The sequence below is a fragment of the Brevundimonas sp. P7753 genome (assembly GCF_013386595.1).
In the GTDB taxonomy this organism is placed as follows: Bacteria; Pseudomonadota; Alphaproteobacteria; order Caulobacterales; family Caulobacteraceae; genus Brevundimonas; species Brevundimonas bullata.
Window position 1 is genome coordinate 1 of sequence record NZ_JACARP010000111.1, and the last position, 13,362, is coordinate 13,362.

Below are 13,362 nucleotides of genomic sequence, written 5' to 3' on the forward strand. Positions count from 1 at the left end.
CCTCGGGACAAGCCCGAGGGCGACGATAAAACGATCAGGCCATGGCGAACAGCAGCCGGCCCTCGCCCATGCGTTCGCGCAGGGGCGCCAGGTCGGCGTGCGACACCGAGAAGCAGCCGTAGGACCGGCCCAGCTTGCCTTCGCGGGCCAGGAAGGCCGGGTCGGCGTAGTCGGCGCCGTGGATGATGATGGCCCGCTCGCGCGCCCGGTTGTTGGAATACTCCAGCCCGTCCAGCAGCACGTTCGGCCCCTGTTGCGAGCCCCAGCTGGCGCCCGCCGTGGCGTAGGCGCCGATGGACGACATATGGCTGTCCATCTGGTTCGAGAAGCGCTGGGCGAAGCCCGAGTGCGCCGGGTCCGAGCCGCGCCCGTGGCTGGTGCGATAAGCCGTGACCCAGCCGCCTTCCAGATCGACCTCGTAGAAGCGGTCCTCGCCCGAGAACTTCTTGAAATCGACCAGATACATTCGGTCGCGCTTGGAGATCTTGTGTCCGTGAGTGTCCAGCGCGGCCTGGGCGCGCTCCATCAGGTCCTTGCGCACGATGCCGTGCGGGTCGATGGCGGGGCCGGTCGCCCTGGCCACGGAAACCGTCTGCGGCGTCACGGTCGGGACCGGAACGACAGGAAGGCTGGCAGGCGCGGCGCCGGCGAGCTGAACGGTAGAGGCGGCGGAAGAACATCCCGCCAGCAGGGCCGAACCGCCCAAGATCAAGCCACGTCTGGAAAGCCGCATGCGACGCCCCTCGCACGATTAAACAACTGTGACGGCTTGTTTCACGAAGGGGCGTAACGACGCAACCTGAGCCTTGGCGAAAGCCGCGAAGGGCGTAAGGTGAAATCTGGAGTTCTGGGAGGGACCGATGAAGAAACTGGCTCTGATTGTGACCGCTGCCGTTCTGGCCGCCACCTCGGCCCAGGCGCGACAAGCCCCTGCGGTCGCTGCCGTTTCGGCGGAACAGCCGACCACGTTCGTCCAAGTCGGGCGGCTTTTGGCCGATCCCGCCAACGGTCGCGTGCTGCGCGATAAAACTCTCGTGATCAGAGGGAACCAGATCGTCGAAATCCGCGACGGCTTCGTCGGCGACGGAAAAGTGGTCGATCTGCGCGGCGCCTTCGTCCTACCGGGTCTGATCGACAGCCACGTCCACCTGACTGGCGAATCCAGCCCCAATTCGCGGCTGGACGGGGTGACGCAGTCGGACGCGACCCAGGCCATGGTCGGCGCTCGTTTCGCGCGCCGCACCCTGAACGCCGGTTTCACCACGGTGGCCGACCTGGGCGCCAGCAACGAAGCCATCTTCGCCCTGCGGGACGCGGTGCGGCGCGGCGATGTGCCGGGGCCGCGCATCATCGCCTCGGGTTCGGCCGTGTCGATCCATGGCGGTCACGGCGACGCCAACGGCTATCGCGACGACATCCTTCACCTGATGTCGCCCGAGAGCATCTGCTCGGGACCTGAGGACTGCATGCGGGCGGTGCGCCTTCAGGTTCGCAGCGGCGCCGACATCATCAAGATCACCGCCACCGGCGGCGTCCTGTCCAACACCGCCGCCGGTCTGGCCCAGCAGTTCAGCGAGGACGAACTGGCCGCCATCGTCGCCTCGGCCCACCGCATGGGACGCCAGGTCACGGCCCACGCCCACGGGGTCGACGGCATCAACGCCTTCCTCAAGGCGGGCGGGGATTCCATCGAGCACGGCACCTATCTGGACGACGAGTCCATGCGGCTGTTCAAGGCGCACAACGCCTGGCTGGTCCCGACCCTGATGGCCGGCGACTATGTGGCCCGCATCGCCGCCAGCCCGGACAACTTCTTCACCCCGGCCCAGACCGCCAAGGCGCTGGAAGCCGGACCCAAGATGCTGGACATGGCCCGCCGCGCCCATGCCGGCGGCGTCCGTATCGCCTTCGGCACCGACACCGGCGTCTCGGCCCATGGCGACAACGCCCAGGAGTTCGCCCTGCTGGTCCGCGCCGGCCTGACCCCGCTGGAGGCCATCCAGTCCGCCACAGTCGGCGCTGCCGAACACCTGAAGATCTCGAACGAGGCCGGTCGTCTGGCGCCGGGCATGCCCGCCGACCTGATCGCCGTCTCGGGCGACCCGCTGAGCGACGTGACCGAACTGGAACGCGTCCGCTTCGTGATGAAGAACGGTCAGGTCTTCCGTCAGGACTGACCTGACGGCCATGGCTCGACCGTGTTCTGCGGGCTAGAGTGAGCCATGGCCCGTTCTTCCTCCCTCTTGATCGCCCTGGCCGCCGCCGCCCTGTCCGGGTGCGCCACGGGGCCGCGCATTGACGTCACCCCGCCTCCGGCGTTCCAACCCGGCGCGGCGACCTATCGGCTGGCGGTCCCCGACGCCGGAGCGCCGGATGTCACCGCCGCAACGGCCGCCGTGCGGCGCCAACTCCAGGCAAGGGGCTGGCGTGAGGGCGACAAGAGCGCCGACTGGCTGATCGAGATCGCCTATGGCGTGCGGCCCCAGCGTACCGGCGCCTTCACCGACGACGCGGCGCGTCAGGGCGAATGGACGGCGTCGCCGGTCCTGCCGCAATGGTGGTCGGCCCGGCGCAAGACCCATGTCCTCAGCCTGACCCTGAACGGACCCGGCGCCGCGCCGACCGCCTATCAGGCCCAGGCCGTGACCGTGGTTGGGGATCGTCAGACGGACGCCGCCCTGGACGCCCTGGCCCAGGCCGTGGTCGCGGAACTGCCCGCGGCCCCATGAACCCCTAGGCCGCATCCGCCTCGATGAACCGGGGCAGGGTGAGAACGAAGGTGGCGCCGACAAGCCCCGCCTCATAGATCACCTGACCGCCGTGACGCCGGGCCACCGTCCGCACGAAGGCCAGGCCCAGACCGGACCCGCGCGCATCGGCGTCGCCGTGACCGAAGGGCTGGAACAGACGCCGCTGCGCTTCTTCGGACAATCCAGGGCCTTGATCGCTGATCCGCACGATCAGGGTCGGACGCCCATCCTCTTCGCCGCCCTCAAGGGCGCAGGTGATGACGCCGTCCGCCGGACCGTATTTGAGCGCGTTGTCGAGTAGGTTGGTCAGCAACCGCCGCAGCAGGGCCGGGTCGCCCTGAACCAGATGCTCTTCCTCGCTGTCGGGCGTCTGGATGGTCACGCCCTTGGCTGAGGCCTGGGGCCACAGAGTGTCGGCGGCGTCCATCAGCACCTGGCCCAGATCCAGGACCAGGCTGCGATAGGGCTGGGACTCGGCTCGAGCCAGCTGGACATAGCCCTCGGCCAGATCCAGCGTCTGCCGGGCATAGTCGCCGATGCGCCGCTCGAAAGCGGGGTCGGCGCGGTCCTGTCTGCCTTCCAGCAGGGTCAGGATCGAGACCTGGGGCGCGCGCATGTCGTGGCTGAGCAGTTGCAGGGCCTGTTCGCGCTGGCGCTCGGCGACGCGGAAGCCGGTCATGTCGGCGAAGCGGACGATGTGGCCCACGGGTCGGCCTTCGGCGTCGGTCAATGGCGCCGCCGCCACCTTCAACACCTGACCGCCGGGGGCCAGGATATCGCCCAGGTCGTTCGCCTCGTCCGCGATGAAGCGACGCCATGACGGCTCGCCCAGCGTCAGGAACAGGTCGCCCAGACCGGCCTCCGTGCAGAGGGCGGCGCCGAACAGGGCGTGGGCCCGATCATTGGCCACCAGCACGCGCCCGTCGGGCGCAGCGACGACGGTGGCGTCGGGCAGGCTGCGCAGGGCGTCGGCGATGAAGCGGTCGAGGTCGCGCAACTGCTTCAGGGCCGCACGCAGGGTGTCCACCTGTTTGGCGACGACGTCGCCGTGACGCGGGGCGATGACGGCGGGGGTCAGGCCGGCGATCGGGATGGGCGCGGCCTCGCGCTGAAACGCCTCGACCTCGCTCTGCATATAGGCCGAGGCGGCGGCCAGGCGACGCCAGCTCCAGAAGGGATAGGCCGTGGCCAGGCCCGCGATGGCCGCAGCCGGCGGAAACCACAGGCCTGCGCTGAGAAAGGCGACGGCGCTGAGGCCCAGCGTCAGGACGATCAGCCCCGCCCCCAGCATCATATTGGCCAAGGGGCGCAGCACCAGAAAACCGCCGATCAGCAGGGCCAGCGGCAGCAAGGACAACCCCAGCACCCAGGGCGGGCTGAGCGTGCGCGGACCGCCGCCCTCCAGCAGGGTCTGCAGCAGGGCGGCCTGGATCTCGACACCGGGGCTCAGTTCGCCGTGCGGCGCGGCGGGCGTGGCGTAGCGGTCCCCCATTCCGGGCGCCGTGGCCCCGACCAGAACCAGCCTGTCCTTCAGGAAGTCGGCGGGCACCTCGCCATTCAGCACGTCGACGAAGGACAGGGTGCGGAACCGTCCAGGCGGGCCGCGATAGGCGATGGCTTCAGGCGTGGCGGCGATCAGGGCCTCGCCGCTTTCCGCGTCCGGGCGCGGCGCGGACGGCGCGACCCCCGCCGTCTCGGCCAGGGGCACGACCAACTGCGGCCAGCTGTGAGCGCCCGCCTGCATGTAAAGCGGCACGCGGCGGATCACGCCGTCGCCGTCGACGATCATGTTGACGTGGCCCAGGCTGGCTGCGGCGCGGGCCAGATCGGACGCCGGTTCGCTGACCTGCCAGGCGGCGCCGTTCTGGCCGGGGGCCTCGACCAGAAGGGGCAGGTGAACGTCGCGCGCGCGGGCCAGGGCGGCGGCCAGGGCGGCGTCGCCGGCTTCGGGCTCGGTGAACAGGACATCATAGGCCACGGCGCGGGGCTGGGCCTGGGTCAGACGGTCGATCAGGGCGGCGTGGACCGTCCGCGTCCAGGGCCAGCGGCCGAGCGCGTTCAGGCTGCGGTCGTCGATGGCGATGATGACGATGGACGGGTCGGCGGGGCCGTCCTGCAACCGGATCAGGCCGTCATAGACCAGGTTGTCGGCGCGGTCGGCGGCGGGGCTGAGCGCCAGCCAGCCGACCAGCAGGGCCGTGACCGCCGCCACCAGCCCCCATTCGATCAGGGCGCGTCGGCCTGTCAGGCCAGCGCCGAGCCAGCCTCGCGCCGGCACGGATCAGCGCCCGATGCGAAGTTGCTGGGGCTCTGACCAGGCCTGGAGCAGGCGGCCGAAGCGATGACGCGACCCCTGGACCCGCCAGGTATAGACGCCGGGCGGCAGGTCGCTGAGGGTGAAGGCCTGCTCGGCGACGCCCGGTTGATCAACCAGAGGCGGTCCTCCGGCCCGGCCCTCGGCGTCTTCACGCGACAGCTGGAAGCGGAAGCTGGCCTCGCCCTCGCCCTCGGCCTCCCAGCGGAAGCGATAGAAGCGGCGGTTGTCGCGGGTCTCGCTGCTCGAGGTCAGGCCGCCGACGCCGTTGCGGGCGCGGATGAAGCTGTAGGTGGTGTTGCGGCCTTCCATGCCTTCAGGCGACAGGGCGCCGAGACGCAGGAAGTAGGCGCCGTCCGCCAGATCGCCAAACGACAGGTGCGGCGTGTTCGGCGCGCTGTCGGCCTCGGCGAAGGCGTCGATCATGCCGGCATCCGTGGCCAGACGCCCGCGATAGCCGGCGGCGCCGTCCAGCGGCGTCAGGGTGAAGTCCACGACCGGGCCGGACTGAACCTCGTCGGGCAGCGCCAGGGCGGGCGCCGGCAGCAGAGGCAGCAGGCGTGTATCCGTCAGGCTGGTCGACACTCCCTGATCGGCGACGGCGACGGCTTCGCTCAGGCCATCGCCCGAATCGACTTCGACGACGCCCTTGATGACCTCGGTGGCCGATCGGTCGGCGGCGTCGTTGAAGGCGACGCGGAACTCGGTGCCGCGTACGGCGGAGACGGAGACGGGGGTGCGGACCACGAAGCCGCCGGGACGCCGACGCGGCGTGACCTGGGATTCAGCCCGGCCGGCTTCAACGGTCATGGCGTGATCCACCGCCCCGTTGAGTGCGTAGCGCCGCAAGCGGGAAAGACGAACGCGGCTGTTGGAGGGTACGACCACATGGCTGCCGTCCGACAGGGCCAGTCGGACAAAGGCGTTGGCGCCGGTGGTCAGGACGGCGTCCTCGGACACCGCCTGCCCCTGCGTCGGGGGCGCCGCGCGTCCGCTCTGGCTCAGGGTGACGGCGCCTCTGAAGCTGGAGATGCGGGCCTGATCGGGATCGGCGCGCAGCAGCGACACCGGAATGGCCAGGGTGCGCCCGACGGGCAGACGGCGCGGGTTGGCCACGCGATTGTCGCGCTGAACCCGGCGATAGTCGGAGGGGCGGTTCAGATAGGCCTCAGCCAGATCAATCAGGGTGTCGCCGGGCCGCACCACATAGTCGAGCGTCTCGACCGGCGCGACGGCTGGCGCGGATCGAGGCGCGGCTCTGTTCTGGGCGAAGCTGGGAGAAGCCGTGAGCAGCGCCGCCGTCAGGCCGACGATGATCATCCGGTTTCTGTTCATGGTGTCGCCTCTTATGCGTCCTCGGACGCGATGTCGCCCATGAGGGCCTCAACGGCGCTGACGCGTTCCAGACGATACCCGTAGCTGTAAATGGGCGTCAGGCGGAAGCCCTGTTCGGGGCGCAGCTCAAGCTTGGTGCGGATGCGCGAGATGTGCATGTCCAGCGAGCGGCTGTTCAGATTGGGCTCATTGCCCCAGACGGTCTCGAGAATATAGGTCCGCGACAGGGCGCGGTGCAGGTTGCGGAACAGCAGCTGGGCCAGGGCATATTCCTTGGCCGTCAGAACCACGGTCTTGCCGTTGCGCGTCACGGCGCTGGACGAGTCGTGGAAGACGGTGTCGCCGTGGATTTCGGCGCCGGGCGTCGAAGGCTGGGCGTAGGCGCGGCGCATCAGGGCGTTGATGCGCGCCTCCAGCACGGCGGGCGACAGGGGCTTGGGCAGGTAGTCGTCGGCCCCGGCGTTCAGACCGGCGACGATGTCCTCGTCCTCGGCGCGGCTCGTGACCAGCAGCATGGGCGGCGGCGGCTTCAGATTGGTCCGCGCCCAGGCCAGCACTTCCAGACCCGAACGATCAGGCAGGTTCCAGTCCACAATCAGAAGGTCGAAGGTATCCTTGCGCAGCGCCGAGATCAGCGCCTGCGCCCGCGAGAAAAGCACGGGACGATAGCCGGCCGCCTGCGCCACGCTGGAAATGGTCTCCAGCTGGACTGGGTCGTCGTCTAGAACTGCGATCTTCATTTTACTGGACGCTCCGAGAGGTCATTCACCCATAACGCTTAAGGTCGGGCTTGGGGCCGAAGACCAAGGTCAGGATTGTAAAATCTCGTCACTTTGGGATGGTTTTGCCCATCAAGATCCATTTTCAGGGAAGGCTAAGGCTGAGATTCCGCGTCAGGAAGGTTTGAAACGCCGCCTCGTCGGCGAATTGCGCCGTGACGGGCCAGGCGACGATCCTTTGACGCCATTCCGGCGGCAGCCGCACCCAGTCCTTCTCCGTCGTGACCAGACCGGCCTCGTACAGAGCCGCCCGATCCGTCAGCAGGGCGAAGTCGCGCTCTGACAAGGCCGCGTGGTCGGGGAAGGGCACGAACTCCTTGAGGTCGCAACCGGCGGCGATCAGCGACCGCTCCACCTTCCACGGCTTGGCGATGCCGGCGAAGCCGACCTGCGGCCCGGACGGCGGCGCGACGGCGGGCTCCAGCCGAGCGATGAAGACGGGCAGATCCCCAAAGGCTTCGATCAGTTCCGGGTCGGCCTCGGCCAGGTCGGCAGGCAGCAGGATGACGACCGCATCGGCGCGCGCCAACCCGGCCTTCAGCGGCTCGCGCATCGGGCCAGAGGGAAACACCGAGCCGTCGCCGAACGGCCATTCGTCGCCGCGCGTCTCGCCGTCCACGACGATCAGGCTGAGGTTCTTGTTCAGCATCGGGTTCTGATGGGCGTCGTCCAGCACCAGGGCCTCGGCGCCCGCAGCCACGGCGGCGCGCGCTCCGGCCACGCGGTCGCGCGCGATCCAGGCGGGGGCGTCGGCGGCCAGCATCAGCGGTTCGTCGCCCACCTCGGCGGCGGTGTGGAGGCTCAGATCCACCTGAACCGGGCCATCCAGCGTCCCGCCGTAGCCGCGCGACAGGGCGGCGGCCTTGATCCCTTGAGCGTGCAGCAGGCGCAGCACCTCGCGCGCGATCGGCGTCTTGCCGGAACCGCCGACCGTCAGATTGCCGATGGAGATGACGGGCGCGCCGGGATCAACCGGCGTGGCGCGAGCGATGCGGCGGGCGGTGACGCCGGCCCAGATCCAGGACGCGGGCTTCAGCAGCATCCGCGCCACCGGCGCATGGCGGCGGTCGCGGCTGTACCACCAGCGGGGGGTGTTCAGCTTCATCGACGGCCTCGTGAGGGGGCGGCGGGCAGGTGGGCCTGAAGCGCCAGCCACAGCCGGTCCAGCCCGGCGGCGGCCTCGGCGGCGGCGCGGCGGGCGCGCTCGCCCATGTCGCGCGCGGCGTCGGGATCGGCCAGCAGCGGCCCGACGATACCCGGCAGTTCTGAAGGCGACAGCACGGAAACCAGTCCGCCGGATTGCTTCAGCATCCGCGTCACGGCGGCCCAGTTGCTGGCGTCGGGGCCGGTGACGACCGGCTTGCCCAGACGGGCCGGCTCCAGCGGATTGTGCCCGCCGACGGCGCCGCCGCCCAGCGCCGGCGCGAACGACCCGCCCATGACCACCACATCAGCCAGCCGCATGAACAGGCCCAGTTCGCCGAGCGTGTCGGCCAGATAGATGTCGGTCTGATCCGTGATCGGCTGGCGCTGGCTGCGTCGGGCGAAGCTGTAGCCGTCCTGGCTCAGGGATCGGGCGATCTCGTCGGCGCGATCCGGGTGGCGCGGCACGACGATCAGGAACAGCCGGTCGGCCAGATGATCCAGCGCGCCGACGATGGCCATTTCCTCGTGCTCGTGGGTGCTGGCGGCGACCACGACGGGGCGGTCGTCGATCAGGGCCGACAGACGGCCGAACTCGCCCTGGTCATAGGGCAGGGGCTCGCCCGACAGCTTCAGGTTCACCTGACCGTCAACGCGGGCGCCCAGCAATGTCAGCCGGTCGGCGCTGGCCTGATCCTGGGGCCAGACGTGGGCGAAGCAGGCCATCAGGGCGCGGGCCATGCCGGGGGCCTTCTTCCATCCCTCGGCGGTCTTGTCGGTGATGCGGGCGCTGACGAGGGCCAGGGCGACGCCTCGCTTCTTCGCCGCCATCAGCAGATTGGGCCACAGCTCGCTCTCGACAAAGACGCCGACGGTGGGCCGCCAGTGGTCGAGGAAGGCGGCGACGGCGCCGGGACTGTCCACGGGTGCGAATTGGTGGATGACGCCGGGCGGCAGGCGCTTGGCCAGAACCTGGGCCGAGGTCAGCGTCCCGGTCGTGACCAGAACCGTCACATCGGGCCGGTCCTTACGGATGCGCTCGGCCAGCGGCAGGATGGACAGAGCCTCGCCGACGCTGACGCCGTGAATCCAGATCAGCGGCCCGGCGGGGCGGGCGACGCCGGCCAGCCCCAGGCGCTCGTCGACCCGCTGCGGGTCCTCCTTGCCCTGCTTGACGCGGGCGTCGAGCAGGCGCGGGGCCAGGGGCTCGATCAGGCGGGTCAGCAGGCGATAGGCGATCAGGGCGGGGCTGAAGATCACGGCCTAGATCCGCTCCAGGCCGACGATGGCGTCGGCGCGGGCTTCGACCGCCGTCAGCCGTTCGGTCCAGTCGGCGACGACCTCGGACATCTCGGCGCCTTCGGGATACCAGGCCTTGTCCCAGACGATGGCGCCCTTGCCGAAGGGCAGGGGCAGGACGGCGCGGTCCCAGCTGTTCAACCGGATGGCGGGCTTGCACGAAAGACCGATGAACAGGACCGGCGCGCCTGACAGCTTGGCCATCAGGGGCAGGCCCTCGGCCATCTGACGCGAGGGGCCGCGCGGACCGTCGGGGGTGACGGCCAGACCGCCGACCTTCAACTGTTTCAGACCGTCGCGCAGGGCCTGGGTGCCGCCCTTGGAACTGGCCGCCTTGTCCTTCTTGGCCGAGGAGCCGCGCACGGCGGGAATGCCTAGACGCGCCACGGCCTTGGTGAAGAACTCGCCGTCCGGGCTGAGCGAGACCAGCCCCTTGATCGGCTGCGCCCGTTTCATCGGCCAACTGGCAGGGCCAAGCGCCAGCCGCGAGTGCCAGAAGGCGCACAGCACGCCGCCGCCCTCGGCCCAGACCTCTTCGGCCGCCTGCTCGTTCTCATGCGTCCAGCGGATGGTGGCGTAGCAGAACCGCATCCATTCCGAGAGGAGCCAGGCCATCGAAGTCTGGACGACGGGGTTGCGCAGCGGCCTCATGCGCCGGTCTCGTCGGGCAGGGGCGAGGCGGTGACGGGAAGCGGGCCGTCCAGCGACTGCTGCCGCGCCAGTCGGGCGTAGAGGCCGCCCTTTTTGACCAGGCTGGCGTGGGTGCCCTGCTCGACCACTCGGCCGGCCTCGATGACATAGATGCGGTCGGCGTTCTGCACCGTGGACAGGCGGTGGGCGATCATCAGGGTGGCGCGGCCGTGCATCAGCCGCTCCAGCGCCGCCTGGACCAGGGCCTCGCTCTCGGTGTCCAGCGCGCTGGTGGCCTCGTCCAGCAACAGGATCGGGGCGTCCTTCAGGAAGGCGCGGGCGATGGCGACGCGCTGGCGCTGACCGCCCGACAGCCGCATCCCCCCCTCGCCGACGCGGGTCGCGTAGCCCTCGGGCAGGGCGGTGATGAAGTCGTGGGCGGCGGCAGACCGGGCGGCTTCGATGATCTGTTCGGCCGAGGCGCCCTTGCGGCCATAGGCGATGTTGGCGGCGATGGTGTCGTCAAACAGGAAGGGCTCCTGCGTCACCAGGGCGATATGGTCGCGCAGGGACTGCAGCTTCAGCTCGCGGATATCGCGGCCGTTGATCGTCACCGCTCCGGCGGTCACGTCATAGAAGCGCGGCAGCAACGACAGGATGGTCGACTTGCCCCCGCCCGACGGCCCGACCAGGGCGATGGTCTCGCCCGGCGCGACGTGCAGGCTGACGTCGGACAGGGTCGGTGCGCCGCCGTCCTCGCCTGTCTGATAGGCGAAGGAGACGTGATCGAAGGCGACCGTGACCGGGCCGGTCTCCAGCGCGATGGCCTCGGCCGCTTCACGGATTTCCGGCTCGATGTCGAGGGCGGTGAACAGGCGGCGCGCGGCGGTCAGGCCCTCGCTGAGGACCGTGGTCAGGTTCGTCACCTGACGCAGGGCCTGTCCGGCCAGCAGCAACATGCCGATGAAGGAGGCGAAGGCACCGACCGTCATCTGACCCTGGCTGGCGCTCCATCCGGCATAGGCCATGACGGCGGCGACGATGCCGTAGGCGACGATGTCGCTGGCCGGTCCGGCGAAGGCGCGGCTGTCGGCGCCCTTGATGATGTGGCGCTGGCGTCGGGCGATGACCTCGCCGACGCGGGCTTCCTCGGCAGCCTCGCGGTTCTCGATCTTGATGACGCGGACGCCGTCCAGGTTCTCCATCAGGGCGCTGGACAGGGCCTCGGTCTCGACCATGGCGCCGCGCGCGGCCTTGCGTGACTTCTGGCCGAAGCGGCGGATGATCCAGCTGACCACCGGCACGCCCAGCAGAACGATCAGGGTCAGCGGCAGGTCGATGAAGCCCATGGCGATGATGACGCCCAGCAGCATCAGGGCGTTCTGGGTGTAGTTGACCACGCCCGAGGTGAAGGCTTCGCGCACCAGGTTGGCGTCGAACAGGACGGACGAGACGAAGCTGCCCGAATGCTGGCCGCGCAGCCGCGACAGGTCGGCCCGGATCATGCCCGAGAACAGCTGCTTCTGGATGTCGCCGACAATGCCGTGACCCAGCCGGTTCACCAGGGCCGATTGCGCCGCCATGGCCAGTGACCGGATGACGGCCACCACAATGATGACCAGGGGGATGAGGATAAGCACCTTGTCCGCCGGAATGCTGACCAGGCCCCAGATATTCACCGGCCCTTCGTGCTTGGTGAACAGCAGGTCGATCGCCGGTTCCAGGAACTTCAGCAGCAGGGCGGTCAAGCCGCCCGACAGCGCCGCGCAGAACATGGAGGCGAAGAAGGCCGGCTTGTGCCGGGCCAGGTAGTCGCGCCATATCCGGCCCAGAAGCGGCCGCAGAGGTTCGCGGGTGTTGGATGCGGGCGCGGGGGTGGTCATGGCTCTCGGTCGAACGGGTTGGACGCCAAGTCAAGCCGCACGGCGAAGCCTGCAGGTGACGCGGTGCGGTTTCGTCGCTATCTGCGGCTTATGCAGCGCTATGATCTGACCACGGCGATGGGCCGATTCAAGGCGCATTGGGCCTATTTCTGGGCCGACCACGCCTTCCTGCGCACGGCCTTCACCAACGCTCATTGGCTTGGACCGGACCTCGTGCGCACCAATCAGCCGTCGCCTGGCCAGCTGGCCTATTGGAAGCGGCGCGGGATCAAGACGGTCATCAACCTGCGCGGCCAGCGCGACGAGGCCTATTACTGGCTGGAAAAGCACGCCTGCGAGCGGCTGGGCCTGACCCTGATCGACGCCCCGCTGGACTCGCGCGATCCGCCGGGCCGCGACCGCATCCACCGGGCGCGCGAACTGTTCCAGACGATTGAGTATCCGGCCCTGATCCACTGCAAGTCGGGCGCGGACCGGGCTGGGATGATGGCGGTGCTTTATCGCCACTTCCATCTGGGCGAGCCGATCTCGGCGGCCATGTCGGAACTGGGCAAGCGCACCCTGCACAGCCGAGAGGGCCTGACCGGCGTGCTGGACCATGTGCTGGAGAAATACGTGGCCGAGGTCGAGCCGACCGGCGTCAGCTTCGAAGACTGGATCGACAGCGACGCCTATGACCCCAAGGCCATCCGCGCCGAGTTCAAGGCCGGCTGGTGGGGCAAGCTGGTCGTCGACCGCCTGTTGAAGCGCGAGTAGTCAGCCCCAGGGACCGCGCTTGGGACCGTGATGCGCGGTCTCGGCGTCCCGTCGGGCCTTGCGGTCAGCCTCCCACTGGCGGAACCAGCGCGCATAGTTGCGCTCGCGGCCCAGGACGATCAGCCACAGGGCCAGAACGCTGACCAGGGAGAGGACGCCGAACAGCTGCTGTCCGTCGATGGTGTAGCCGAACAGGGTCAAGGTCGGGGCTCCGGGTCGTGGGGGCGGCTATGGGGTTCGGCCGGGGTGATCGGATCGTTCCAAGCCGTGTCCTGATCCTCGCCCGGACGCGGCGTGTGCGCGGGTCCCTTGCGCACGACCCAGACGATAGCGACGACGGCCAGGATCACCAACAACAGGACGATCAGGGTGGGCAGCATGTCGGTGACCTCTCCAGAAACGCCAAAGGCGGCTGACGAGAAAGCGCGTCAGCCGCCTGTGCGGTTCCGAAACGTCGCCGTGAGGCGCGCGCG

At 69.4% G+C, this 13,362-nt stretch carries 13 protein-coding genes; 3 read left to right on the plus strand and 10 right to left on the minus strand.

The genetic code is table 11. The features are described 5' to 3' along the window. Positions 1–34: 34 nt before the first annotated feature. Positions 35–733, minus strand: coding sequence for a murein L,D-transpeptidase catalytic domain-containing protein (locus HX774_RS17160; protein ID WP_178828687.1), 699 nt, complete (start codon positions 731–733; stop codon positions 35–37). A 127-nt stretch (positions 734–860) separates the two neighbouring features. On the opposite strand from HX774_RS17160, the gene HX774_RS17165 reads away from it, so the two are divergent. Next, on the plus strand, positions 861–2,177 hold the full coding sequence (locus HX774_RS17165; RefSeq protein ID WP_178828688.1) for an amidohydrolase family protein: 1,317 nt from the start codon (positions 861–863) through the stop codon (positions 2,175–2,177). A 45-nt stretch (positions 2,178–2,222) separates the two neighbouring features. After that, the gene (locus HX774_RS17170; protein ID WP_178828689.1) at positions 2,223–2,729 is read left to right on the plus strand and encodes a DUF4136 domain-containing protein; all 507 of its coding nucleotides are present in this window, start codon (positions 2,223–2,225) and stop codon (positions 2,727–2,729) included. Positions 2,730–2,733: 4 nt separating this feature from the next. Here the strand turns inward: HX774_RS17170 and HX774_RS17175 are convergent, their stop codons facing one another. From HX774_RS17175 to HX774_RS17205, 7 genes are all read right to left on the minus strand, one after another. Then, positions 2,734–5,028, minus strand: a complete 2,295-nt coding sequence (locus HX774_RS17175; RefSeq protein ID WP_178828690.1) for a CHASE2 domain-containing protein — start codon at positions 5,026–5,028, stop codon at positions 2,734–2,736. A 3-nt stretch (positions 5,029–5,031) separates the two neighbouring features. Further along, the gene (locus HX774_RS17180; RefSeq protein ID WP_178828691.1) at positions 5,032–6,399 is read right to left on the minus strand and encodes a FecR domain-containing protein; all 1,368 of its coding nucleotides are present in this window, start codon (positions 6,397–6,399) and stop codon (positions 5,032–5,034) included. A gap of 11 nt (positions 6,400–6,410) precedes the next feature. After that, positions 6,411–7,139, minus strand: a complete 729-nt coding sequence (locus tag HX774_RS17185) for a response regulator transcription factor (RefSeq protein WP_114817859.1) — start codon at positions 7,137–7,139, stop codon at positions 6,411–6,413. Positions 7,140–7,263: 124 nt separating this feature from the next. Beyond that, positions 7,264–8,283, minus strand: a complete 1,020-nt coding sequence (lpxK, locus tag HX774_RS17190; protein WP_178828692.1) for a tetraacyldisaccharide 4'-kinase — start codon at positions 8,281–8,283, stop codon at positions 7,264–7,266. After that, positions 8,280–9,581 carry a 3-deoxy-D-manno-octulosonic acid transferase gene (locus HX774_RS17195; protein ID WP_178828693.1) on the minus strand — a complete coding sequence of 434 codons (1,302 nt, stop codon included), beginning with the start codon at positions 9,579–9,581 and terminating at the stop codon, positions 8,280–8,282. Before HX774_RS17195 ends, lpxK begins: the two co-directional genes overlap by 4 nt. A 3-nt stretch (positions 9,582–9,584) precedes the next feature. After that, positions 9,585–10,271: a lysophospholipid acyltransferase family protein gene (locus HX774_RS17200; RefSeq protein WP_178828694.1), complete on the minus strand. Its 687-nt coding sequence runs from the start codon at positions 10,269–10,271 to the stop codon at positions 9,585–9,587. Next, on the minus strand, positions 10,268–12,133 hold the full coding sequence (locus HX774_RS17205; protein ID WP_178828695.1) for an ABC transporter ATP-binding protein: 1,866 nt from the start codon (positions 12,131–12,133) through the stop codon (positions 10,268–10,270). Before HX774_RS17205 ends, HX774_RS17200 begins: the two co-directional genes overlap by 4 nt. 90 nt (positions 12,134–12,223) lie before the next feature. Here HX774_RS17205 and HX774_RS17210 point away from each other — a divergent pair, with 90 nt between their 5' ends. Then, positions 12,224–12,889, plus strand: coding sequence for a beta-lactamase hydrolase domain-containing protein (locus tag HX774_RS17210; protein ID WP_178828726.1), 666 nt, complete (start codon positions 12,224–12,226; stop codon positions 12,887–12,889). On the opposite strand, the gene HX774_RS17215 is transcribed toward HX774_RS17210, so the two are convergent. Continuing rightward, entirely contained in the window at positions 12,890–13,090 is a 201-nt protein-coding gene (locus tag HX774_RS17215) for a hypothetical protein (RefSeq protein ID WP_114817865.1), read from the minus strand. It abuts the gene before it with no gap. Next, positions 13,087–13,269, minus strand: a complete 183-nt coding sequence (locus HX774_RS17220; RefSeq protein WP_114817866.1) for a hypothetical protein — start codon at positions 13,267–13,269, stop codon at positions 13,087–13,089. The genes HX774_RS17215 and HX774_RS17220 overlap by 4 nt, the downstream gene beginning before the upstream one ends. Between the last annotated feature and the right edge of the window lie 93 nt (positions 13,270–13,362).